The sequence below is a fragment of the Gammaproteobacteria bacterium genome (assembly GCA_021648145.1).
GTDB lineage: Bacteria > Pseudomonadota > Gammaproteobacteria > JAADGQ01 > JAADGQ01 > S141-38.
Window position 1 is genome coordinate 1 of the sequence record JAKITI010000013.1, and the last position, 26,180, is coordinate 26,180.

The 26,180-nt window shown below is 43.7% G+C and carries 18 protein-coding genes; 6 read left to right on the plus strand and 12 right to left on the minus strand.

The features are described 5' to 3' along the window. Positions 1-1,403, minus strand: a 1,403-nt coding sequence (locus L3J70_09120; GenBank protein MCF6236511.1) for a putative Ig domain-containing protein, incomplete at its 3' end; no start/stop codon positions are given. A 109-nt stretch (positions 1,404-1,512) separates the two neighbouring features. After that, complete coding sequence (locus tag L3J70_09125; protein MCF6236512.1) at positions 1,513-2,451, minus strand: putative Ig domain-containing protein; 939 nt, start codon at positions 2,449-2,451, stop codon at positions 1,513-1,515. Positions 2,452-2,618: 167 nt separating this feature from the next. Here L3J70_09125 and L3J70_09130 point away from each other — a divergent pair, with 167 nt between their 5' ends. Next, positions 2,619-3,659, plus strand: coding sequence for a FemAB family PEP-CTERM system-associated protein (locus L3J70_09130; protein ID MCF6236513.1), 1,041 nt, complete (start codon positions 2,619-2,621; stop codon positions 3,657-3,659). A 65-nt stretch (positions 3,660-3,724) separates the two neighbouring features. Here L3J70_09130 and uvrA read toward each other — a convergent pair whose 3' ends face one another. After that, a complete protein-coding gene (gene uvrA / locus L3J70_09135) occupies positions 3,725-6,574 on the minus strand; it encodes an excinuclease ABC subunit UvrA (protein MCF6236514.1) in 2,850 nt (949 codons plus the stop codon). Between the two features lie 223 nt (positions 6,575-6,797). On the opposite strand from uvrA, the gene L3J70_09140 reads away from it, so the two are divergent. The 5 genes from L3J70_09140 to L3J70_09160 are packed head-to-tail and all read left to right on the plus strand — an operon-like array spanning position 6,798 to position 12,413. After that, positions 6,798-8,177 carry an MFS transporter gene (locus L3J70_09140; protein MCF6236515.1) on the plus strand — a complete coding sequence of 460 codons (1,380 nt, stop codon included), beginning with the start codon at positions 6,798-6,800 and terminating at the stop codon, positions 8,175-8,177. Positions 8,178-8,209: 32 nt separating this feature from the next. Next, positions 8,210-8,725 (plus strand): single-stranded DNA-binding protein, encoded by a 516-nt coding sequence (gene ssb, locus L3J70_09145; GenBank protein ID MCF6236516.1) that lies wholly within the window; start codon positions 8,210-8,212, stop codon positions 8,723-8,725. A gap of 25 nt (positions 8,726-8,750) precedes the next feature. Then, positions 8,751-9,920, plus strand: a complete 1,170-nt coding sequence (gene sucC / locus L3J70_09150) for an ADP-forming succinate--CoA ligase subunit beta (protein ID MCF6236517.1) — start codon at positions 8,751-8,753, stop codon at positions 9,918-9,920. 3 nt (positions 9,921-9,923) lie between these two features. Continuing rightward, entirely contained in the window at positions 9,924-10,796 is an 873-nt protein-coding gene (sucD, locus tag L3J70_09155; protein ID MCF6236518.1) for a succinate--CoA ligase subunit alpha, read from the plus strand. 3 nt (positions 10,797-10,799) lie between these two features. Then, positions 10,800-12,413 carry an NAD+ synthase gene (locus L3J70_09160; GenBank protein ID MCF6236519.1) on the plus strand — a complete coding sequence of 538 codons (1,614 nt, stop codon included), beginning with the start codon at positions 10,800-10,802 and terminating at the stop codon, positions 12,411-12,413. 34 nt (positions 12,414-12,447) lie between these two features. On the opposite strand, the gene L3J70_09165 is transcribed toward L3J70_09160, so the two are convergent. The 9 genes from L3J70_09165 to L3J70_09205 form a co-directional block, all read right to left on the minus strand. Beyond that, positions 12,448-12,972, minus strand: a complete 525-nt coding sequence (locus tag L3J70_09165) for a hypothetical protein (GenBank protein ID MCF6236520.1) — start codon at positions 12,970-12,972, stop codon at positions 12,448-12,450. A 221-nt stretch (positions 12,973-13,193) separates the two neighbouring features. Continuing rightward, positions 13,194-17,975 carry a hypothetical protein gene (locus L3J70_09170; GenBank protein ID MCF6236521.1) on the minus strand — a complete coding sequence of 1,594 codons (4,782 nt, stop codon included), beginning with the start codon at positions 17,973-17,975 and terminating at the stop codon, positions 13,194-13,196. Positions 17,976-18,045: 70 nt separating this feature from the next. Continuing rightward, positions 18,046-19,305 (minus strand): hypothetical protein, encoded by a 1,260-nt coding sequence (locus L3J70_09175; GenBank protein MCF6236522.1) that lies wholly within the window; start codon positions 19,303-19,305, stop codon positions 18,046-18,048. Next, positions 19,306-20,604: a uroporphyrinogen-III C-methyltransferase gene (locus L3J70_09180; protein ID MCF6236523.1), complete on the minus strand. Its 1,299-nt coding sequence runs from the start codon at positions 20,602-20,604 to the stop codon at positions 19,306-19,308. It abuts the gene before it with no gap. A gap of 40 nt (positions 20,605-20,644) precedes the next feature. Continuing rightward, a complete protein-coding gene (locus L3J70_09185; protein ID MCF6236524.1) occupies positions 20,645-21,403 on the minus strand; it encodes a uroporphyrinogen-III synthase in 759 nt (252 codons plus the stop codon). Beyond that, a complete protein-coding gene (gene hemC, locus L3J70_09190) occupies positions 21,396-22,328 on the minus strand; it encodes a hydroxymethylbilane synthase (protein ID MCF6236525.1) in 933 nt (310 codons plus the stop codon). Before hemC ends, L3J70_09185 begins: the two co-directional genes overlap by 8 nt. Before the next feature lie 89 nt (positions 22,329-22,417). Then, a complete protein-coding gene (locus L3J70_09195; GenBank protein MCF6236526.1) occupies positions 22,418-22,837 on the minus strand; it encodes a PIN domain-containing protein in 420 nt (139 codons plus the stop codon). Beyond that, positions 22,827-23,075, minus strand: a complete 249-nt coding sequence (locus tag L3J70_09200; protein MCF6236527.1) for a type II toxin-antitoxin system prevent-host-death family antitoxin — start codon at positions 23,073-23,075, stop codon at positions 22,827-22,829. Before L3J70_09200 ends, L3J70_09195 begins: the two co-directional genes overlap by 11 nt. 124 nt (positions 23,076-23,199) lie before the next feature. Then, complete coding sequence (locus L3J70_09205; GenBank protein ID MCF6236528.1) at positions 23,200-26,037, minus strand: class I adenylate cyclase; 2,838 nt, start codon at positions 26,035-26,037, stop codon at positions 23,200-23,202. Positions 26,038-26,180 lie beyond the last annotated feature (143 nt).

Below are 26,180 nucleotides of genomic sequence, written 5' to 3' on the forward strand. Positions count from 1 at the left end.
CGTGTGGCATAAAAAGTAGTTTTACTCGGTGTTCCACCGATTGTTGGTGGAAGGTTTTTCTTATTTACCATAATAGAAAAAGGTGTAGATGCTGTGAGTTTGCTGTTGTCTGATACAGAAAGGGTCACTTTATAGGTGCCAGCATCAGTAGGTTTTCCAGATATTGTTCCGTTTTTTTGATTGACAGTGATCCCTTTTGGAGCTCCCGAGATAGAGAATGTTAACGAATCATCTTTATCAGGGTCGGAAGCTTTGGGCTCGAATGCGTAAGTGTCTCCGATAAAAATCGTTGTATCTTCTGGGACTTTGATGAAAGTGGGTGGGCTATTTTTCTTATTTACCGTAATAGAGAAAGATGTAGACGCTTTGAGTTTTCCATCTGATACAGAAAGGGTCATTGCATAGGTGCCAGCATCAGTAGGTTTTCCAGATATTTTTCCTATTTCTGGATTGACAGTGATCCCTTTTGGAGCTCCCGAGATAGAGAATGTTAACGAATCATCTTTATCAGGGTCGGAAGCTTTGGATTCAAATACGTAAGTGTCTCCAATAAAAATCGTTGTATCTTTTGGAACTGTAGTGAAAGTGGGGGGATTATTTTCCGGTGCTTTTGCAGGCGGCTCAATGTTTGTTGGTTTTTCACTGGTGGGTGGTTTATTTGCTGGTATTGGTTTTTCACTGGTAGGTGGTTTATTTACTGGAGTTTCTGTTGGTGGTTCACTATTTGTTGGTGGCTCATCGGTAGTAGGTGGAATATCTACTACTTGACTAGTTTGTGGTTGAGGGTTTATTGCTTCAACTGTGATAGAAAACGGTTCTGTTGTGAGTGTCGTGTTTCCAGTGTCAGCCTGTATTGTGATGTCAGAATAGGTTCCAATATCAATGTCAGCGGGTGTGCCACTGATTTTTCCAGTGTCAGTATCAAAAAGTATCCATTCAGGTTTGTTTGTAATCGTGAAAACTATCTCTCCTTCAATAGAAGAGAATTCGGGAGTGTAAGTGTAAGTTTCATTTTCTTTAACAAGGGCGGGAGGTGTATTTAAAAGGGTATATTGTGGTGAAAGCCCTTTTTCTTCTACAGTGATAGAAAATGGTTGAGTCGTTAATATTGTAAGTTCAACAACAGTCTGAATCTCGATATCGGGATAGAAGCCAGTGTCAGTATTAGAGGGTGTGCCACTGATTGTCCCTGTATCAGGATCAAAGAGTATCCATTCAGGTTGGTTTGATATTGTAAAAAGAGCCTCTTCTTCAGCAGTGAGTGAAAATTCAGGGGTATAAGTATAGGCCTCTCCTACTTTAATAGTGGCAGGAGGCGTATTTGTAAGTCTGTCCGTGCCGCCGCAACCTGAAAGCAGTAAGATTGCTATGACTATTAGATATCTATTCCATGTGTTACGCATCTGTGCATGACCCTTATGACAATAAAAATAACTTGAGTTGTTATCGTCAGTCTATTGCAAAAATGCTTGTTTTTTTTTGATGGATCTCTCAATTTACACTATTTTTATGTTAATCAATTTTTATGTGTGCAGGGTTTGAGTATTGACTCTCGTTACCATAAACATCAAAAGCCGTCATTACAAAAAAATATTCAGGCAAGAGTAAATTTTCAATGGGGTGGGGTTCTGGCTCTGTAAAGTCGAGTCTAACTCTCTTGTCTTTATCATATTCCCCCTCTTTCGTACCATAATAGATGTAATAACCTGCCAGATCTTCTAGCTCCGTTCCATCTTCATTTTTTGTGGGAGCGGTCCAGCTAATGGTTGCTGTTTCTATGCCAGGTATGACCGAAAAAGTGAAAGGTTGCAGGTATGTTTGGTTTGTACCATCTGAAACAGAGATTGTAATTTCATATTTCTCACCAATATGTTCAACTTCCGGCTGAACAGATACCACACGCTCGTCTTTATCAAAACTGATCCAGTCGGGGAGGGGGCTCAGGTCAGGAAGCTCTATAAAAAATTCTAAAGGGGTTTTTTCTTGGTCGGATGCATCGAGTTCAAAGGTATACGTTCGTGTCGCATAGAAATCTGTTGTTTTTGGTATTCCGCTGCCTTCTTTAATTGTGATTGTTGGTGAGAAATTTACATCTTCCACCGTGATTGAAAACGCTCCAGTCGTTAATTTTTTATCGCCAATAGTGGTTTGAATTTCGATATTGGGGTATGTTCCAACATTAGCCTGAGAGGGGGTGCCACTTATTGTTCCTGTATCAGGATCAAGGGATATCCAGTCAGGTTGGTTTTTTGGTATTGTGAAGTTTATTTCCCCTAAAATAGCGGGGTAAAATTTAGGTGTGTAAACATATGTTTCACCCTCTTTAATATCTGCAAGTGGCGTGTTTGTAAGTACATACGTATATGCTTTGGGCGTGCCACCGCCATCACAGCTAGATAACAATAAAGCCACTATGATGATTAAAATTTTACTCTGAATATGATATTGCATTCTTAACCTCTTACAACCATTCTACGGTTATCCAATGGATATCTTAAATTTTCACCATAACATAAATATATTTATGTTGAATTGAACTCACTAAAAGAGTATGAAGTAGGTTCAAACAGGGAGCCTGCTAGGCTTGCACGGTATTTTAATATAAATTAGGGTTAAATATGACGGCGGCATGTCAAATTATACAGATTGATTCTGATACAAATGCATGGGATGAGTTTGTTCAATCTAAAAGCAACGCATCAATTTACCACCTATCCGTATGGAAAAAGCTGATTAAACAGCTTTTTGGCCATTCATCTTATTATCTGCAGGCGATGTCTGATGAGGAAGAGGTTGTTGGTGTTTTACCGCTCGTCCGCTTAAAAAGTATGTTGTTTGGTGATTATATTGTCTCCATGCCATTTTTTAACTATGGCGGGGCGTTGGCGAATTCACTGGAGATAGAGCTGGCTTTGATGAATCGAGCCGGTGAGCTTGCTGCCGAGTTAGGCGTGCAGCACATTGAGTTCCGCGATACAGTGGCACGAGGTGAGCCGTGGCCCGTACGTGAAGATAAAGTTGTTATGGAGCTGGCATTGCCTGATTCAGAAGATGAATTATGGTCAAACATCGGTACTAAAGTAAGGGCGCAGGTAAAACGCCCGCAGCGTGAAGGCGTGGAAATACGCAGCGGTGGTTTGGAGTTAGTGGATGATTTTTATCGCGTCTTTTCTGAAAATATGCGTGATTTGGGAACGCCTGTCTATTCAAAGTCACTTTTTTCAGAAATATTAAAAGCGTTTCCTGATAATAGTTATATCGTATTAATTAATCATGATGGTGGCCCTGTCGCCGCTGGTTTTTTACTGGGTTTTAATGGACGACTGGAAATTCCGTGGGCTTCGTCATTACGAAAACATAATCGTATTGGTGTCAATATGGCGCTCTACTGGAATGTACTTAAGCTCGCAATAGCTAATGATTATAAAGTATTTGATTTTGGGCGTTCTACCGTTGGCTGTGGCACGTATCGTTTTAAAAAGCAGTGGGGCGCAGAGCCGAAACAGCTCTATTGGCACTATTGGCTCAAAGAGGGCGGCGCTGTGCCTCAGCTGAACCCTGATAATCCAAAATATAAGATGGCGATTAATGCGTGGCAGCGCTTACCTATAGGGGTCGCTAACTGGCTTGGGCCAAAAATTGTTAAAAATTTACCGTAAATAATTCTGCTTATGTAGGTTGGGGTTCGCAAGCTCACCGCCAACCTACGGTATGTCGCTATTTGTTAACTTAATGGCGGTGCTGTAGCGGCTGCTTTTTTAATATGCTTGGCTAAAAATTGTCCTGTGTAAGACTCTGCATGATTGCACAGCGTTTCAACAGTGCCTGCTGCGAGAATCATACCGCCGCCATTGCCGCCTTCAGGGCCTAAATCGATAATCCAGTCAGCTGTTTTAATGACATCCAGATTATGTTCGATGATAACAATGGTGTTGCCATGTTCACGCAGACGGTACAACACATTGAGCAGTTGCTGTATGTCGTGAAAGTGCAGGCCTGTTGTAGGTTCGTCGAGAATATAGAGTGTTTTTCCAGTATCACGCTTGGATAGTTCGCGCGCCAGTTTGATGCGTTGCGCTTCGCCCCCCGAAAGAGTAGTCGCGTTTTGTCCCAACGTGATGTACGAGAGGCCGACATCCAGAAGGGTTTGTAATTTACGTTTTACAACTGGAATAGCATCAAAAAATTCGGCAGCATCTTCAACGGTCATTTCAAGAATTTGATGTATATTTTTGCCTTTGTATTTAATCTCCAGCGTTTCACGATTGTAACGCTGGCTTTTGCATACATCACAAGGCACATAAATATCCGGCAAAAAGTGCATTTCAACTTTTATCACGCCGTCACCACGGCAGGCTTCGCAGCGCCCACCTTTGACGTTGAAACTAAACCGCCCGGGCATATAACCCCGGGAGCGTGCCTCTTTTGTGCCCGCAAAAATTTCACGTACGGGTGAAAAAAGTCCTGTATAGGTCGCGGGATTAGAGCGTGGTGTACGGCCGATTGGGCTTTGGTCGATATCAACAATTTTATCGAACTGCTCTAAACCAGTAATTTTTTCATGAGGTGCAGGTGCTTCACCGCCTTTGTTGATAGCGATGGCGGCGGCTCGGTAGAGCGTATCATTAATCAGTGTTGACTTTCCTGAGCCCGAAACGCCAGTAATACAGGTGATTAAACCGACTGGAATTTCAGCATTCACTTTTTTAAGGTTATTCCCCGTTGCACCAATAATTTTTAAAACACGCGTTGGATCAAATTCAGCCAAAGTACTTGGCCCTGTAATACTTTTAGTGCCCAAGAGGTATTGGCCGGTGAGCGAAGCTGGATTATTAATCACTTCATCGGGCGTACCTTGAGCAATGATATTGCCACCATGCACACCAGCACCTGGGCCAATGTCGAGTACGTAATCGGCCATGCGAATAGCATCTTCATCATGCTCAACGACGATCACAGTATTACCAAGATCACGTAGATAAGTCAGCGTTTTTAGCAGTCGTTCATTATCCCGTTGATGCAGTCCAATTGAGGGTTCATCAAGCACATACATCACACCGACTAAACCTGCGCCAATCTGGCTGGCAAGGCGAATACGTTGCGCTTCACCGCCGGAAAGAGTGTCAGCACTGCGATTCAGGCTCAGATAGTCCAGCCCGACATTGACTAGAAAACTCAGGCGTTGAGCAATTTCCTTGACGATTTTGTCTGCAATTTGACCACGACTCCCAGGCAGCTTCAGTGTGGTGAATAGTGCATATGCATCGCCCACCGACATTGCTGAAACCACTGGCAATGTGTATTCGTTAATAAATACATGGCGTGCTTCTCTGCGCAGACGAGTAGCGTTACAGTCAGTACATGATTGGTGGCTGATGTATTTGGCTAATTCGTCACGCACAACATTGGACTCCGTCTCACGATAACGGCGCTCCATATTAGGAATAACACCTTCAAAAGCATGGATGCGGCTGGTGGATTTGTTGTCACTTTGATACGTGAATTTAATCTTTTCATCACCACTTCCATACAATACCACTTGCTTGATATTTTCCGGCAAGTCATCAAATGGTGTTTCAATATCAAATTGATAGTGTGCGGAAAGTGCCTTGAGAAGCTGGAAATAATAGTTGTTGCGTCGATCCCAGCCTCGCACAGCGCCTCCGGCGAGGCTTAATTCTGTATTTTGAACAACGCGTGCAGAGTCAAATACCTGCATCGTACCCAAGCCGTCGCAAGTGGGGCAGGCACCGACTGGATTGTTGAACGAAAAAAGCCGTGGTTCCAATTCTGGAATGTTGTAGCCGCAATGAGGGCAAGAAAAACGAGCAGAAAAGACCAGGTTAGCTTTTTTATCATCATCCATAAAAGCGATGTAAAGCAGTCCATCACTGAGTGTAAGTGCAGATTCAACGGAGTCTGCCAAGCGTTGTTTGATATCATCACGTACTTTAAAGCGATCAATAACGACTTCAATATTGTGTTTTTTATAGCGATCTAATACTGGGGTTTGGTCAATTTCAACCACTTCTCCATTCACACGAGCTCGTACATACCCTTGGCTCAACAGTTGATTGAAAACTTGTTGATGCTCACCTTTTCGGTCACGTATGACGGGTGAGAGCAGCATCAGCTTTGTACCTTCCGGCTGCTCAAGAATATGGTCTACCATTTGGCTGACCGTTTGAGCTTCCAGTGTGATTTTATGCTCGGGACATTGAGGTTCGCCAACACGCGCAAACAGCAGTCGCAGGTAGTCATAGATCTCAGTCACAGTGCCTACGGTGGATCGTGGGTTGTGAGAGGTTGATTTCTGTTCAATAGAGATCGCGGGCGAAAGCCCTTCGATATGATCAATATCGGGTTTTTCCATCACCGAAAGAAATTGCCGAGCGTAGGCCGAGAGTGATTCTACATAGCGACGCTGTCCTTCGGCATAAATTGTATCAAAGGCCAGTGAGGATTTGCCCGAGCCAGATAGACCGGTAATTACAATGAGTTTATCGCGCGGCAGATCAACATCAATATTTTTTAAATTGTGTGTGCGTGCACCACGAATGAGAATTGTATCCATAAGAAAATTATTGTTTTTGATGGATTGAAAGGGGATATAGGGTATCAGTTTTTTTACTGTATGTTATCAATCCATTTTACGGATCCATATTATATTGAGTGTTCGCATCAATGATAGGGCTGGAGGTATTTTTCAATATCAAGAGCTGTGTCTCAATAAATTAACCTGATAGAATGCAGCGGACTTTATAAAGAATAATAACCGAATTGCATTTGATATCTATATGATACAACAAGACATGACCCCTTTAGAGCGGCGAGCGACGATTTCGGCAGCAGGGCTTTTTGCACTGCGCATGATCGGGCTATTTATGATATTGCCCGTTTTTGCTTTGTATGGTGAAGAGCTGGAAGGTTCCACCCCTCTGTTGATTGGTTTGGCTATTGGTATTTATGGCTTGACCCAGGCGCTATTGCAAATTCCATTTGGCATGTTGTCTGACCGTTTTGGGCGTAAACCCATGATTGCCATTGGCCTGTTAATTTTTGCCGCAGGTAGTGTTGTAGCGGCGATGTCAGACAGTATCGTGGGCGTGATTATAGGCCGAGCGTTGCAAGGGGGGGGGGCGATTGCTGCGGTTATTATGGCGATGACTGCGGATTTAACCCGTGAAGAGCATCGTACTAAAGCGATGGCTATGATTGGTATGACAATCGGCGCTGCATTTGCCATATCACTTGCGATGGGGCCCGTGCTGAATAACTGGATTGGTGTTGATGGTATTTTCTGGCTGACGGCTGTGTTGTCATTACTTGGTTTGGTGTTACTGAAATATGGGGTGCCGCGGATTGAGAAGTACCGATTTCATCGTGATACTGAAGCATCGCCTTCGCAATTTAAAGATGTTTTAAAGAATGGCCAGTTATTACGTCTGGATTTCGGTATTTTTATTCTTCATATGATCCTGACGGCCAGCTTTGTGGTGATGCCACTGGCACTGCGAGACCATACGGGAATTGATGTCAGTGATCACTGGCAGATCTATTTAGGTGTGATGGTGCTCTCCTTTATTGGCTTTGTGCCCTTGGTGATTCTGGCCGAAAAGTACCGTAAAATGAAGCAGGTATTTGTTGCTGCAACAATTTTGATCGGCTTGGCTCAGGCTATCTTAGTCTTTGCTATTGATTCATTCTGGGCTGTGTTTGCCACACTCCTGATGTTTTTTATTGCTTTTAATGCATTGGAAGCGACATTGCCTTCATGGATCAGCAAAACAGCACCGGCGGATAAAAAAGGAACGGCAATGGGCGTTTATTCCAGCTCACAGTTTTTTGGTGCATTTGTTGGTGGTGTGGTCGGTGGCTTGATTCACCAGCACCTTGGTCTTGAAATTGTATTCTTATTTTGTGCGGTAAGTGCGGGTATCTGGGCGCTCGTAGCTGTGGGGATGAGTGTTCCGTCACACTTGAAAACCTACATGATTAATGTAGGTGAGATTGATTCATTGGAAGCAAATACTTTGGAAGAAAAGCTCAAAGTAGTGACGGGTGTTGCTGAAGTTGTTGTTGTGAGTGAAGATGGTGTCGCTTATCTGAAAGTGGATAGTGAAACAGTGGATTGGGATTCGCTTTATCTCTATTCTATTGATGATGAACGTGCCTGAATATTAGAAATTAGAGATTGAGGAAGAGAGTTATGTCAAGAGGTATTAACAAAGTTATATTGGTCGGAAATCTAGGAAATGATCCTGAAACTCGCTATATGCCAAATGGTAATGCGGTGACAAATATCACTATTGCGACCAGTGATTCCTGGAAAGATAAACAGAGTGGTGAGCAGCAAGAACGTACTGAATGGCATCGCGTGGTTTTCTTTAACCGTTTGGCTGAAATCGCGGGTGAATATTTGCGTAAAGGCTCACAGGTTTATGTTGAAGGTCGCTTGCAAACGAAAAAGTGGCAAGATAATAATGGCAATGATCGTTATACCACTGAAATAGTCGCATCCGAGATGCAAATGCTTGGAGGGCGTGCAGGCGGTGGCGGCGGCAATATGGGGGGCGGCCAGCAATACGGCGGTGACTCTATGGGAGGCGGTGGAGAGCAGCGCGCGCCCACTTCAAAACCAGCTCAACAACAAAACCAACCTCAACAAAGCCAACCTCAGAAATCAGGTGGCATGGATGATTTTGATGACGATATACCTTTTTAATCACAAATGACTTAGGGATAAAGAGATGAACCTGCATGAATATCAAGCGAAGCAACTGTTCGCAGATTATGGAATTCCCATACCTTCGGGTAAGGCGGCCGAGTCATTGGCTGAAGCAGTTGAAGCTGCTCATGTGTTGGGCGGTGATCAATGGGCTGTCAAAGCACAGGTGCATGCAGGAGGGCGTGGTAAAGGCGGTGGCATTAAATTAATTTCTAATATAAGTGAGCTGGAAACTGCGGTCAGTGCTTTATTAGGTTCAAAACTTGTGACTCCTCAAACTGACTCAGTGGGTTTGCCAGTAAACACTGTGTTGATCGAAAAAGTTCAACCTTTTAGTCGAGAGTTATATCTGGGCGTACTGGTTGATCGCCAAAGTGAACGCATTATTGTGATGGCTTCTGCTGCGGGTGGAATGGATATTGAAGCTGTTGCGGCGGATACACCGGAAAAAATTCATACCGTTGCCATTGATCCAATTGTGGGTTTGCAATCTTACCAATGTCGTCAACTTGGTTTTGCTTTGGAGCTGGATAAAAGTCAGTTCGGATCGTTTGGAAAACTGCTGCAAAATCTCTATCGCCTCTATTTGGAAAAAGATTGCAGCCTGGCAGAAATCAATCCAATGGTGGTCACTGATTCGGGTGATTTGGTGGCATTGGATGCCAAGTTAGTGATTGATGATAATGCGCTCTATCGTTTGCCTGCGATTAAAGCAATGGCGGATGCATCTCAAGAAGATGAGACTGAACATAAAGCCGAAAAACTGGGTTTGAACTATATTACTCTGGAGGGTGATATCGCTTGTATGGTTAACGGTGCAGGGCTCGCAATGGCGACAATGGATTTGATTAAACTGCATGGCGGAAAGCCTGCTAATTTTCTTGATGTAGGCGGCGGAACGACAGCTGAACGTGTTACTGAAGCATTTAAGCTGATTCTGGCCGACCATAAAGTCAATGCGATTTTAGTCAATATTTTTGGTGGTATTGTGCGTTGTGATCTTATTGCGACAGGAATCATTAATGCGGTCAAAGAGGTTGGAATTAATATTCCAGTAGTGGTACGTCTGGAAGGCACTAATGTTGAGCAAGGCAAAACATTGTTGCAAGAGAGTCATTTAAGTATTGTGACAGCGGAAAATTTGACAAAAGCTGCTGAGCAAGCCGTTACTTTAGCTGCAAGGAACCAATAAATCATGGCAATTTTAATAAACAAAGCAACACGATTGATTTGTCAGGGATTTACAGGCAAACAAGGGACTTTTCACTCTGAGCAAGCGATTGCTTATGGTACAAAAATGGTGGGTGGCGTGACACCAGGTAAAGGCGGTTTGACTCATCTTGGGCTGCCTGTTTTCGATACAGTACGTGATGCAGTGGCTGAAACGAGTGCAAATGCTACGATGATTTATGTGCCGGCTCCATTTGCAGCGGACTCAATTTTGGAAGCGGCAGATGCAGGAATCAAGCTGATTGTCTGTATTACCGAAGGCATTCCTGTTTTGGATATGGTGAAAGTCAAAGCGGCACTGCGCGCCAGTGGTGCGGTATTAGTCGGTCCAAACTGTCCGGGTGTGATTACACCTGGTGAATGCAAAATCGGTATCATGCCAGGCAGCATCCACATGGAAGGTCAGGTTGGAATTGTTTCGCGCTCAGGTACTTTAACTTACGAAGCGGTACATCAAACGACACTGAATGGTTTGGGGCAAAGCACTTGTGTGGGGATCGGCGGCGACCCTATTCAGGGTATGAATTTTATCGATTGTATTGATCTGTTTGAAAAAGATGAGCAGACGCGAGGCATCGTAATGGTGGGTGAAATTGGTGGTGGTGCCGAAGAGGATGCGGCTGAATATATCAAAGCCTATGTTACCAAGCCCGTCGTTGCTTATATTGCGGGTGTAACAGCGCCTTCAGGGAAACGAATGGGTCATGCGGGTGCGATTGTGAGCGGTGGTAAAGGGACGGCTCAAGGTAAAATAGCAGCACTGGAAGCGGCGGGCGTGACAGTGGTACGTTCACCCGCTGAAATTGGTGCTGCAATGCTTGGTAAATTATCCAGTTAAACAATGTTAAAAATAGCAACCGCACAGATTAATCTCTTGGTCGGAGATGTTTCGGGTAATGTGGCGCGTATTATTGAATCCGCACGGCATGCGCGTGATGAGCTGGGCGCTGATGCCATACTCTTTCCCGAATTAACATTGACGGGCTATCCGCCTGAAGATCTATTGTTGCGCCCAGGTTTAATGCGTCGAGTTGAGCAGGGCATGAAAACCTTATGTGATGAAGTGACGGGTATTGATTTGATCGTTGGTCATCCTGCTAAGAGTGAGCGTGGTCTTTATAACGCTGCGTCATTGATTCATGAAGGAAAAATAGTTGCGACGTGCTATAAGCAGAATCTGCCTAATTACAGTGTGTTTGATGAGCATCGCTATTTTGGTGCGGGTGATGGGTTTTGTGTTGTTTCGATCAAAGGCATCTCAGTCGGCATCGCTATTTGTGAAGATCTCTGGTTTCCTGAGCCTTCAAAAAAAATGGTCGATGCAGGGGCAAAAATTATTTTAAGTTTGAATGCCTCTCCTTTTCATCGTGGCAAAGCGGGTGAGCGTGAAGCGATTATTGCTCAAAGAGTATCAGAGAGCAGAGTTCCTGTTATTTATACCAATTTGGTGGGTGGGCAAGATGAGTTGGTATTCGATGGGCATTCGTTTGCCATGAATTCTGATGGTAAAATTGTTCAGCAAAGTCCTGCTTTTAAAGAGTCTGTTCAAGTTGTTACGTGTGAGATCAACGTTCAAAATATTCAGTTGCAATCTAATATTATACCTCCCCCTGAACTATCAAATCTGGAATCTGTTTATCAGGCGTTGGTATTGGGTGTGCGGGACTATATTGAAAAAAATGGTTTTGGTGGCGCGCTGATTGGCTTGTCAGGGGGTATTGACTCAGCATTGACACTTGCCATTGCTGTCGATGCTATAGGCAGTGAGCGCGTTGAAGGTGTGATGATGCCTTCTCGCTACAGTGCAGATATGAGCCTTGAGGATGCAAAGGCCGAAGCGGAATCTTTAGGTGTGCATTATGATGTGATTCCTATTGAGCCCACGTTCACCGCTTTTCTTGAGAGCCTGGACGAGATTTTTTCTGGGCTTCCAGTCGATGTGACAGAAGAGAATATTCAAGCACGTTGCCGTGGCACTTTGCTGATGGCAATCTCTAATAAAAAACATAAAATAGTTTTAACAACAGGCAATAAAAGTGAAATGTCTGTGGGTTATTCTACGTTGTATGGTGATATGGCAGGTGGCTTTGCACCGATCAAAGATGTTCCTAAATGTCTGGTATATGAGCTGGCTCATTACCGAAATACAATTTCACAAGTCATACCACAGCGCGTGATTGATCGTCCACCTTCGGCTGAATTGGCACCCGAGCAAAAAGATGAAGACAGTTTGCCGCCTTATTCGATTCTGGATGCGATATTGCTGATGTATGTTGAGCAGGATCACTGCCTCGAAGAGATTATTACAGCAGGTTATGATGAAAGTGTGGTGAGGCGTGTGGTGGCGTTAGTTGATCGTAACGAGTATAAACGCCGTCAAGCACCGCCCGGTATCCGTATTACACAACGTGCTTTCGGGCGGGATCGGCGCTATCCAATTACATCAGGGTATTGAGGCTTTACCTCCGCGCTCATTCTCGGACAGCCTTCTAGCCAGTGTTCCGGTGGCCATCATAAATACGTTCGGTTTTCCACGTTGTATAACGGGCGGCATCAAATTTTTTATTGTAGCTTTTGCACAATTCATACTCTTTTCTAAAGTGCATGGCTGTGCGAAAGGTGTGTAAATCTTGGTCGGCTGTGACGGTTTCAATACGCCCGACCTGAAATTTTTTATTTTTTATTTTTCCATCATCAATCCAGTGAACCTGATAAACCAGACTTTTTGTATCGCGGCGCTTGTCGTAATGGACTCTTTTTGTAACGCCCCGAACTCCCGTTGTCGTATTATTGGATAAGGCGGGCTTTCCTATGATGCCATTCTGAGCAGAGTCCAGATTTGCAACTTTTTGATCACGCCAACTTTGAGCGGCTTCGAGTGCTTTGTTTTTGCTGCCCCATAGGTTATGGGAGAAGTATCGACTGTGTTCTTTTCCGTTTCGGACGACCCGGACTTGATAGCCTGAAGAGTCGGGTTGTGTGATGTTTTTTTTATCTTTTAAATTTAACGTCATAATGAAATTATAGTACCTAAGTTTTTTTCTGACATAACTCCCTTTAAATCTCCATGAAATATTAACAACATTCTATTGGGATTGGGTGTTCATCTCAAGTAATTAAACAAAAAAGGTATGGTTAATAGGCTTGAAATCGCTGAAAGTGTGACTGCTGTGGCATAAAGTGGAGTATTCAGAGCATAACGACACATAGGGTTTAAAGCAGTCAGCATAAACTATTAGATGATTTTATTGGTATATTTTTTGGCTGTGAAACGGATGCTGAATAGTGCAAATAAATAGAATAATATCCAAGGGTTCAGAGCTCCTGTGCCACTGTATGCATCAGAGCCGCCAGGAAGTTTTTTTGTACTGTCGCTGTCATTTTCTTGGGTCGCTTCTTTAATTTTTACAGTGGCTACTGTACGGCGGGGTGCCAGTGTCGCCCCCCCTTGTGGGTTTTTGAGTTCTAGCTGGAAAATTTCTTCTGATTCTTTCTCATTTTCATCTTCCAAAATGGTGATATTAATGGTTTTAGAAGCTTCTCCCGTTTTAAATGCGATGGGAATATTTTCACGCGGAGTAAAATCAACATGTGGAGTGGCTGCATTTTTTTCGATGAGGTTACCTTCATTATCTTTACCATCAAGTGATACGGTGCTCAGTTCAACTCGAACAGTCCCTTCAGTACCCCCACTGCGTAAAACCTTTACTTCAACGCTACCACTTGCTTCAGATGCTGAGTATGAGGCCACGTTGAAGGCAAATTCACCTGGGTCTTCCGGTTTGGGATCATTATTTATGAGGGTGAGTGTTATGGGTTCGCCTAATGCAGCTGTTTGAGGTGGTTTAGGGTTCTCCTTTGTGGCTGTAAAGCTGTCAGGGCCACCTTCTGATTCTAAATACAAGCCCAGTATAACTGTTTTATCTTCTGACCAAAAAGGGTCGTCGTATACGGAGAAGGCGAAAATTTTACTACCCGTTTCACCCTTGGCAAAAGTTATTGTTGTATCGTAGGCTTTGAAGTGCTGGCCCTCGGTCGCAGTGCCGCCAAGGACTGTATATCTGATGATAACCTCACTGTCACTACCTTCAGTTCGGGTCACAGTTAATGTGATATCACTGGTCTCTTTGTCAAACCCTTCATTTAATGCCCACTCTTTTTTTACTGGATCCCACGTACTACTAAACCTCTCATCAATACTTCCCGTTAGGGTTGAAGTGTTAAAAGTACTGGATGAAACACCCGTGAAGCTGAATATACCAGGGGTGTAACCTTCAATATCATTATCTTCTATGGTTAGTGTTGCGCTTGCTGTGGTGGTTTGGTTGGTGAAAAGTACTGGAAAGTCTGGAATGGTGAGTGATTTGGGGTTGAGTAAGTTGATTGTCAACGTTTCATTTTGGGCTTCAAATGTTGAATTATCAAGAATTGGAATAATAAATGACGTACTCTTTTCACCCTCTGAAAAGTGCAGTGTTCCTGATATATCTTGATAGTCTTCGCCCGCAGTTGCAGTGCCTGCGGTTAAATTGTAGTCGATGGTGACTTCACCGTTAAAGCTATCTAGGCGTTCGACTAAAATTTTTGCGTTATCATTGTTATTTTCTTTAATGGTGAATTCTGTTTTTTCGAATCGGAACTCGCCAGGGTGGCTGTCATCAATAAAAATCACAGAGGTGCAGTTTATTCCATGAAGGCTGGAGCCATTGGTCGGGTTTTTAAGGATAAGCTTGATCGTTTCATCTTTTTCACTTAAAGATTCGGCAAGTGTTTTGACGGTGAATGTTTTTTCTTTTTCTCCCTCTGCAAAAGTGAACGTTCCGGAGACGGTCTCATAATCTTCGCCTTCTGTTGCGGGGATGAGTGTTCCTTTGCGGTTGTCTCCTTCGCAGTTCTTGCCGTCATCTACAACAGTTTCGTAGTCAACACTGACTTCACCTTGAGTTCCGTTGGTGCGTATGACTTTGATGGTGAGTTCTGAGCCTTCGGTTACGATATAACTGCTTTTTTCGAAAGCAAATAAGCCCGCGTCAGTATCATCATCCAGAATCTCGAGAACTGTTTCACTATTTTCGCCCAATACAGCGCCATTCGTTGGGTTTCTCAAACCCAGGTTGATCGTTTCAGTGCCTTCATTGTGAGTATCATTGGCCAGCTTGATTTTGAAACTAATGGGTTCAGCATCACCATCTTGCCACTCCAGTTTACGAGTGAACTGGCTTAATATTGTTTGCGTGCCGGTTGACTCACCCAGTGAAGTAGTCAGGCGCAGGTAATCTTTGAAGCCTGTTGGGTTGGCGGGAAGTGTGGTGGCTTCTGATGCTGTGCCATTACGCATATCAAAAAGCTCAATAGAGACCTGACCCTGGCTGCTGCCTGTGCGTGTTACCGTGATTTCAGCCGTTTCAGATTGCTCGCTACGCTGGTAAATATTTTGTTGAAATTGAATAACACCAGTGTTGATTCGGCTGCTACTTGATTCATACGCACCTATGTCACATGTGCTTTCAGAGCGTTCGTGATAGCGTTGATCGGCAATGGTGCAGGTTGTGCTGTTAGCTTTGCTGATGGCAGGGCTATTGTCGGTCAAAGCGTGATACTGAGTGCTGTTTTCTGTAGAGCTCAGAGTGGCTTCAAGCAGTGGTGATGTTTCACTTTGATCACTCTCTTGTGTGAAATAACAGCTGGCATCATCACTCAAATTATAGCCTTTGCTGATGATTGCTGCACTGTTGCCTGTGCAGTTAGTCCCTGATATCGGGTTGCTTATAATGCTGTTTTCAATGCTGATTATGCCGTGCTTGAGTGTTTCACCGGCAGGGGTATCATCTGCAAAAAGGTTGCTTCCTGTTGTGCTGGCGCTGTTGAATGCCAGAGTGGTATTGTTCAGGGTTATGTTTGCTAAATCGCTTGCTGCATTATAGATGCCGCCGCCAGATGCGTTGGCACTGTTGCCACTTATGGTGCTGTTTTCGATTAAAATACTGGATTGATTGTATAGCCCTCCACCATCTTCAGAGTGATTATCATTAATGGTGGAATAGGTGATTGTTACGGGTCCTAAGGCACTGATACCACCGCCATGCTTGACTGAGCTGTTGTCTGTGACGCTTGAATTGATGAGTGTCAGCTGGTTGTCTCTTTCGTGATAGATTGCACCACCATACAATGTACTGCGGTTCTGTTTCAGTGTGACTTTATTGAGTGTTGTTCGCCCATCAAAATTATTTTGTGTTTTGAGTGAATTGATGGCTCCACCTGTGACGGCACGGTTATTTTCAAAGAGAGTGTCACGAATGTAGAGGTCGGAACTGGCTGAAATAATGGCTCCCCCTTTTGCAATTGTGCCGCTGTTATCAGTGCTCGTACCGTTGCCATCAAATGTGGTGCCAAAAATCATCGCAATAGCGCTTTCTAGAAAAATACCCGCACCGAAACCTTCACCTGCTTTGTTGCCTTTATTTTCGAGTATCTGGCTGTCGGTGATACGTAACAGACCATTGCTAGCAGAATAAATGCCAGCACCATTGTCAGCCCAGTTGTTTTCAATGGTGACAGCAGTTAAATCAGCACTACTGCGGGTCACTATATAAAGCCCACCACCATTATTGCTGCTTTTATTATTTTTAAGTTCGCCTTCTTGCCAAGTAAGGGTACTTTCATTATTTAAAAAAATACCGGCGCCATTTATTTTACTGTCATTGTTAGTGATATTGACACTGTTAAGAGTGATTCTGGCTGAGGCGTGGATCGCTCCACCACTTGAGCCCAGTGCGCTATTATTATTGAGTACGGCATGATTGATATTCGCTGTGGGCTGAATAAAAATACCGGCAGGTGTTTTGTTGCTATATAGGTAGAGTGCGCCCCCAGAGGTTTTACTTTCATTGTTTTCGATTAAAACAGGCTCGGGAACGATTTCAATGTCTTTATTTATAGTGAGTGTGCCTAGGTTAATATAGAGCCCAGCGCCTGCTAAGTCACTTTTGTTGTTACTAATAATCGTTTTTTTATTGATCTCAAGTTCGCCCTCTTTTTGATAGATACCGCCGCCATTAGTTTGGCTGAAGTTGTTTTCTATCGTCAGGTTGCTGAGCGTGCTCTTGGCTTGGTAAATAAAGAGTGCGCCACCCTCCTTGCCGATATTGCGATTAAATTGACTGTTTTCGATGAGCAGTGTATTGCCATTCACATAAACAGCTCCACCACTGGATTTACTTGTGTTTTGTGTGAAAACTGCATCTTGAATGGTGAACTCTCTATTTAAACCTTCGCTATATAAAGCACCTCCAAGTCCATCGGCTTCATTATCGGTAAAAGTAACATTTGTTAAGCTGGTTAGAGTGGAGTAGTTGAATAGTGCACCGCCATGTCCGTTGCTTCTATTGTTTTCAAATTGAATGTTGCTGAGGGTTAAGTTGCATGAGCATTGAATTGCACCCCCATGTGTGGTGGCTGCGCCATTTATAAATTTAAGATCTGATAGTGTGATTTCAGGCGTTCTGAAATCTTTGTCGGTCTCCATTCTTAACTGTATATCAAAAAAACGAAACTTCTCTGCGCCATCGAGAATAACTTCGCCCGCCTCATCACTTTTTTTGACTTCCAGGCTGGAAACAATATCAAGGTCACCCCCTGTTGCATTGGCTATTCGTATGGGCAGTAGTTGCCCTGCTATATTTTCGGCCTCATCATTTTCAGCCGCTTTTAATGTCAGGGTGTATATTCCGGGGGGGATAATGATGGTATCTTTTTCAAAACCAATATTGGCTTCCTGAATGGCTGCCCGTAATGTGCACTTTGCATTATTTTTCCATGTGACTAGCTCTTCGGCGGAATCTTTGTGTGTTTTTAATTGGGTACCGGACCAAGGGTTGCTATTGCACACGCCATCTTCAAGGTCAGAATCAACGGCATCGATTGTGTCGTTAACAATGAATTCGGCGCTCCAAAGTGGAGAGTTGGCCAGAAGAGTCAAAGCCAAAAAAATAGTACTGGAATGTCTCAAAAGCGTCATATTTACTCCGAAAGAACTGATCATTGACCACTGTTTGTCACTTTATTTGTTAATCCGTTCCTTGGTGGAATCAGGCCTGGGGAAGAAGCGTCTGATAAGGTTTCTGTAATACAGGCTCCTCAGGGGTAAATACTTCAGGTTGTGCAACGGTACGAGTTGTGAGTGCCAGGCCTTTTCTGAAGCATTCGAGTGCTTCTGCATTTTTGCCCATTTGCTGGAGCAGGAGATTACCTATCTCCTGATAAGTTTCAGGGCGTTCATCAACCTTGAGGCTGGAGTAAAAATAATTGAGGGCTTGTTCAGGCGCTTTGGTTTTCAAGCTCAGTCGACCCAGTGTTAAAAACAGTGTGGCATCGTCTGGGTGTTTGGATAACCAGCTTTCAGCATATTTAAGCTGTTTTTCAGGGTTTGCGCCTTCGGCAAAACCATAGGCATACATCAGTGTAATACTCCAGTGGTTACGCAGGTTTTTACGCAACAGTGTTTCCGCTTCATGACCCGCGTCAAGCGCACCGAGGCGATGTGAGTAAACAAAAACAAGATCTTCTTGCTGATGCAGGCGGGAGGGTATTTGATTCCATACATCATGGAGCTTTCTGAGGCCTTGGTGTGCTGCATTTTCCAGCAAATGGCGCCAAATGTCAGTTTCCAGTACAGCAAGCTCGTTAGGTTCAAATGACTCGTGTTTTTTGAGTTGTGGGACGAGTGCTAATGCATTATCCCATTGGCCTGTTTCGATATAGAGTGTTGCCAGTAACTTTAATACGCGTGGATGTTTGGGAAAAGATTGTTTTAGTTCCAGTAATGTCGTCAGGGCAGGTTCATACTCTTGCTGCTGGATATTGAGCTGCGCCTGGCTAATGCCCGCTGCTGCACCCCTGTTTTCATCGCAATCCTGAGCTTTATCCAGATAACTTTCTTGACGGGATGATAAGCCTTTGGCTTTTGCGGCTTGCGCGGCACCTAAAAAATTAAGTTGAGGTGTTTTGCTGTTGCGAGCGCCTGTGGTTAATAATTTTTCAGCTTTGCTCCATTGGCCTTCTGTTAATGCAATTAACCCTTCGGTTGTCTGTTTTTGTGATTTTTTGGTTTTACGCTTTTTATACCATTGGTTCATTTTTTCAGGCATATGGAGTGTGCCGCTGATGAAACGAATTAGTAAATAGCCAGTGGTGAATAGAGCGAGAAGGAGTACTGAAAAGACGGCAAAGGAGGTTTCAATGACCCATGAATGGATATCAATACGTACATATCCAGGGCCATCGGAGAGAATCCAGGTCACACCAACTGCCGCAGTGAGGGCAATAGCAATGTAGAGCAGAATTTTCATTTACGCAGCCTCCCCGTGATTTTTATTGGTTGAGGTGGTTTGTTGTTTTCTGTTCAGGGCACGCAGCATTTTATGGGAAGTTGAAATATCAGGAAGCGCGGGTTTTAATTCAATGTTTTGCATTTGATCCAGCGAATCCAGAATATTTTTAGCGGCGGCATTATCATTAATAAAGTAATTTTGAATCCAGTCGCGTGCAACACTCAAATTTTGACGAAAAGCGGCAGTATCTTTGCGTAAGAGTGCGATACGTGCAGCCTCCAGTTTGAAGCGCAAGTTCTGGCGCAGATAAAAACGTTGGTCGGGTGCCAGTGAAGGGGGGCTGGAACTTTCATCATCACGGCGCACCGAAACCAGGCTTTTAACTTCGCCCCAGATTGAGCTGATGGTTGTTTTCCAATCACTATTGGCATTATTTTCAATGCTAATGTGAGGTTTAAATGTGTCTGAGGGCCCTATGTCTGGAATGATGAGTGATTCGGCACCTTTCTCCAGGCTCGTCAATGATAGAGCAATACCATTGATATCCGGGAGGTCGACTGATTTAAGCGCATTAATTTCATTGGAGAGTATCCGGCGGGCATCAAGCAAACTTGGGTCGCCTGTTTGTTTAAGTCGTAAGTCAGCCGCTTTGAGTGCTGCAATGGCAGTATCAATATCACCTTCCAGATTAAGCCTGTGATGAGCAATGTTGATCAGATATAGGGCTTCAGAAACATTCCAGCCCGATGGGTTGCTATTGTTATTCGTAGCTGTTTGTAAGTTGTTTACAGACGTTTGAATGGCTTGTTGCTGGTTTTTCAGTGCTTCTTGCTGTTGTTTGAGTCTCTGCTCAGCTTCCGCAGATTGGGATAGCTTGTTTTCCAGCGTTTGCACCTGACTCTGTATTTGTGTGATGGCACCTTGTCTCTCGATTGATTGAGATGCGGCATGGGTTACCGTGTTGTTGGCACTTTGGGCAATATCTTTTGTTTCACTTAGTTGGGTGCTGACCATTGTGAGCTGTTGCCATAGAAGGTAACAGATCACAGCTACAGCAAGCGCTACGAGCAGTGCCAATAGGCCAATAATGCGCCCACTATTGCTGCTTTTACTTTCAGATTGGCTTTTGGTTTTTGTATCAGCCTTGGCAGCGACTTTAGGAGGACTCGACTTTACTTGTTTTTTTTCCGATTTTTTTTCTTGCGGTGTCGTTGTTTCAGATTTGTTGGGTGGTACGGGTGTGTGTTCGGGTGTTTGGGCGGATGACTTTTGTGGCGGTGTATTTGGTTTTTTTGCTTTTTCTTTATGGTTATTCATAATGATGCCTTGTTTATTGCTGTCCCTGTGTCTTATTCTGTCATTCGTGACTTAATGTTTCAAGAAGTCCTTCATCACTCGCAATTCTTGTTACTCTGGCTGGGTGTGTAAACCCAAGTGACTGTACCAGTTTGGCGGTTCTTTGACTGAAAACAACAAGCGGCTTATTCAGCAGCCATGCTTTGTCACTCTCTAGTGTCATATTGAAAATATTATGCAAACTTTCATTGCTGGTGATCACTATCATATCTATTTTTAGGTCAAGCAAGCAATGTGTATTTCCTGTGGGCTGGCTGCGCCGATAAACTTCCATATACTCTACCCATGCGCCGCGTTGACGCAAAGTATCTGCGATCAGTGTTCGTCCCCCCTCTCCACGGAAAATAATAATTTTTCTCCCTGTGACTGACTGGAGTGCTGAAGTCGCTAGTAGCGCTTCGCTGTGATATTCGTCAGTGGGTGAAATATGGGTGTTTAAGCCAAATTTCAAAAGGGCTCTTTGCGTACCCTTGCCAACGGCGGCTAACTGGATAAATTCGAATGCTTGTCGCGGATGTTGAGTCAATTGACAGGTATAAGTGACAGCATTCGGGCTGATAAATATTGCAATATCAAAGTCATCAAGATGCGATATTGTGTTGTGAACAGCTTTAGCATTTTTTACAGGTAAAATCTCCAGTACTGGGAACCGGTGAGCAACACCTCCATGTAACTCTATTAAATGACACATGGTTTCTGCCTGATGGATGGGGCGTGTGATTAACACTTTCAGCCCTTTCAAATCAGGTTTTTTACCCATTATTATAAAGAGATTTTAAAATATCCCCCGCACCTTGAGAGAGCAGGTCATCAGCTAACGCTACACCGAGCCTGGCCGCATCTGTGGCTGGGCCTTCGATCATTGCCCGAAATAGGGTTGAGCCATCCGGTTGGCCGACAAGTCCACGCATTTTAAGTCGCCCACTTTCCAGCTCTGCAAACCCTGCAATAGGCACTTGGCATCCACCTTCAAGGCGATGGTTCATGGCACGCTCTGCAATAATTCGCGTGTGTGTGTCACTATGGTTCAGTGCAGCGATCAGTTGATTGATACGAACATCATCCACTCTGCATTCAATGCCAACAGCCCCTTGGCCAATGGCAGGCAGACTCTCTTCGCTGGTGAGTCGGTAAGTGATTCTATTTTCAAACTCCAGGCGGATCAGCCCGGCGGCAGCGAGTATAATGGCATCGTAATCACCACGGTCGAGCTTGGCGAGCCGTGTATTCACATTGCCACGTAGATCAAGAATTTTCAGGTCGGGACGGCGTGCTTGTAATTGGCATTGGCGGCGCAGGCTGGATGTGCCTACACGTGAACCCTGGGGCAGTTCATCAAGGTTAGCGTAATGGTTGGAAACAAAAGCATCATGAGGATCTTCACGCTCACAAACCACGGGCAGATGCAGGCCATCAGGAAGTTCTACGGGCACATCTTTCATAGAGTGCACCGCAATGTCTGCGTGGCCCTCTAGCATGCTTTGCTCTAACTCTTTAACGAAAAGTCCTTTGCCCCCAATCTTGGCTAAAGGGCTATCAAGAATTTTATCGCCTTGAGTGCTCATTGCCAGAAGCTCCACTTGTAGCTCAGGGTGTGCTTGTATAAGGTGTGCTTTCACATGCTCTGCTTGCCAGAGTGCCAAGGGACTTTTGCGTGTGGCGATTTTGATGGTATTTGTTGACATAGTTCTTTATGATTTTTCTCGAAAAATGTTTATGCTACGATTTGAGCGGTCATTAGGCAAATTGGAAATTACCTACAAACTTACACCAGTCATAAAAAAGGATTTATAAATTCCACTCCTTTAAGAACTACACCTGGTTGAAAATCTTCAGAATATAATCGTTTTACAGCGTTTTCATTTGCTACAGACCATAGCATCGCATCCCAAAACGACAGCGAGTGTTCTTCTACTGCATTCATTGCATAGTTTACGGTGCGGATTGATGGCAGTATTGTCGGAAATAATAGCTGCCAATCGGCAATCTGTTGCTTTGCCTCAGAAGTTGAGACTTTTCCTTTGCGGGTGGCGGCAAAATAAAACTCGGCCAGAGTTTGTGATGTCAAAACACAATCGCAAGTTCGTGCGCATTTTTCTATTAATTCAACGGCTTGTTCTTGTTTGCAATTGGCATCCTTGTCAATAGCATAAATAAGGATATTTGCATCCAGCGTAATTCGATCAACGCTCATACAATGCATTTCGATTGATGCCTTTACCGCCAAGGTGATAGCCATCTTTTAATTGTCCACGCAATCGTTGCAACGCTTCTTGCTGCTTGTTACTTAACGTCTTGGTTTCAGCAATAGGAACAAGTTTAGCGACTGCCTTTCCGTGTTTGGTAATTACAATTTCGTTACCAGATTCAAGCAAGCGAATATATTCAGAAAGGTGCTGGTTCACTTCTCGAATGTTTATCATCTGTTGCATGCGCATAACCATTTGTAGTACGTTCTACAAATATACGCATTGCATTGGAATATATCAAGCGGGAATATACCTCACTCTAAACGACTTCGCCCTGCCTCCGGTTTCCTGTTAGGTAAATTGAAAATTATGGTTGCTGAAGGTCAGGGGGTGTGGCAAGCAGCTCCAGTGCTTCGTTGAGTTTGCTTTCAACCTGTTTTTTGTAGTTTAGAAAGTGAATGGTCTGGGCATATTCAGCCTGTCCACCGAGCAGTGATCTGGGGACATCTAAATCGGTAATATAGATAGGGTAGGCAAGGCCACTTTGGCGCTTTTCAAGTACGTAAGCGGCGACTTTGTCATACAGAGATTGACCAAATTCCAGTGAGCTGAACTCTTGTCCATCACAATAAAAGGTAAATATTGGCTGGTTTTGCTCATCCGCTTCAACAATAACCTGCATATTGAAATAGCCTTGGGCACGGTTTAAATGGCTGATGTTTCGTGGGGTGAGCTTAAATTTATTTTCTTTGCGTTTGTTGTTTATTTGGTAGCATTTTAATGTGGTTGCGATATCTTCAATTTCATTCTCAGAATACTGAAAACGTTGTCGGTCAATAACAGAGTCAATAAACAGTTTATATTGGCACAACATACTTTTAAGGCTGTAATAACTTTCATGCTGTTGGTATAGGCTGCCTCGTTCGTCCAGAATAAATACGGTAATTTCACCCCCATTTTCTTGGAAAAATAGCTGTATCGTACCGGGTTCGTTAAACCGGTATAGGAGAGGTAACGGGCTGTTTGAGAGTACGTGCCTATCAAAAACAACAGGGCTGAATTGACTGGATTCTTTCTCAAGAAATGGCAGTAATGCCTTAGGCTCGTCTAATTCTTTATATTGCAGAGTGTTATTTTTGAGTTTGAGTACATAGTAGGTTTGACTGATAATGAGTAAATAACGTGCAATCTGAGCTTGCGGGCCATAAAAACATTGAACGACATCATCAAACAAACTCTTGATTCGCTGACTGATGGCGACACCTCTTGTGGGTGTGAAGCAATAGGTTGCGATTGAAGGCGGAGTCTCTTTTTTTGAGGGAACTCCCTGGCTAATATATTGACATAAGCTCTCCAGCAAACCTGACTCTTTTGTGCGGTGGGAGGTGATCAGAACTTCTTTCCAGCTTGTCAGAATGACTTGATCAAAATGAAGGGCTAAATTTTCATGAAGTCCGCCATAACTCAGTGAGTCCGTTCGATTGCTGGTTAGGTGAATGCCTTCGCGTGTGCGTGATTCCATTGGGTCAATGCCCAGATTGATAAATAAAAGTGATTTCGTTATTTTTGCGGGTTGAGCCAGCTCTTCAAAAGAAGCGCTTGTTAATGCATTGTTGGTATAGTGCTCTTCAAATGCGCTGACAATGAATCGTAACTCTTTAGTTGTTAGCGAGCTGTTAGAGGCGTTGAGCGATATATCGGTTTGGGTATCCAGTAAGCGATTGAAAAAACACCAACTTATCAGTTCAAAAAGATTTCGCCCTCGTTTTAGTGGTTGGGTAATTTCAATTTCTGTAGCGGTAATTTGACCTCTGAAAAGCAGCCATTGTGATTGCCGGTTTTTTCCACTGGTTTGGCAAAAACTTAATTGGCTCTCCTTTAGATTGGGAGCAATGCCCTGATTGATTATTTCTATTTTCCCCGCTTTACGCTCAAATGCCGCATACAGCTTGCGCCCAAGAATAGTCATATCCTGTTGGCTGATATGGGTCTCTTGTGCGTGTTTGCGTGCGAACTCGGAAAGGAACTGATAGCTATGGGTGAGTTCGCCTACAAGGATTTCACGTTCCTCCTGAACTTTTGTGACTTTCCAGGTATTTCGTTCATCAAGCGTCTTGATCTCTTGTGGTGTCCAGCCCCATGCCGTGACTAGGTTATGTAGCAGTTGGTATCGCCAGCTCTCTTGTTTGGATGGAGTGGTGCGACTTAACTGTTCGTTGGCTTTAAAATAAAAGCAGCGACGGGCAAGTTGTAATCGTTCCTTTTCTCCACGCTGACTGAGGTACTCTTCAATTTTGTTGATTAAAATGACATAAGGGTCAAGCTCATCAAGTTGTATCACTCCGTTGTAAATTGCGTTTTTAAATCGCACGGAAAGAAGATCAATATTGGGGTATTCGCTGGCATAGGTTTCCATTAATAAAATTTTGAGGACGGACTTGTAGGGTGAATCAATTCCCTTATACAGTTGCCATAGCGTCGCTCCAAAAAATTCTTCCGATGGAATACTGTTAACGCCCCCTAGGTCAATACACTCATTTTTGGTAATAAATCTTTGCTTTATCAGGTGCTCTACATGCTTGTCATATTCATGCTCTTTATTTGGTGGGATGAGCCACCAAATAGGATAGAGACCTGCCAGGAGCAGGCTAGTACGATAAAACTCTTCTAACAATAGGTGATATTGGGCGCTGCCACTGCTCTCGGATGAAAGCTGTTCGGTGCGACCTTGGCGAAAAGCTTGAGGTTCGACCAGAAAAAAGTGTACATCAAGGTCAAATGTAATGGCCCATTCTTCGAGTGCTTTGGCTTTTTTTTGTAACTCATCCAGTTTGTCGGCTTTGATTTCGTGGCTGTGGCAAATCCAGATATCGAAATCACTTTTTTTTGAATAGGCGACTGTGCCACTGCTACCCATCAGAAAAAGTGAATGGATTTCATAATGGGACAACGCTCTTTTTTTATAGTCAAAACTTCGAGCTATATTTTTTGCGATATCAAGCGTTTTTTTTGTGGGATTATAATCAGAAATGCCTTTGGGTGTGGATTTCGATATAAAACCAGGAAAGGCTGGATGGTTGGTGTGGAAAAGTAAAGGTAAAATATCGAGAAAAGATTGTTGTTTGCGGCTCAGGCAGGCATTGGCACGTACCAAACGCGCACGGTTTAATGCCATAAAGCGTTTTTTGGCCGCCAATATCTCCATCGTTAACAGTTTTCCTGATCAAGTTTTTTTGCTTATAATGATTAATATCGACATGCCATGCGATAAGCTTATAAACTTTTTTATTTTGTAATACGATAAAAGCTTGGTGGGTTTTATCGAAGTTTGAAATTATTGCCAGGGAA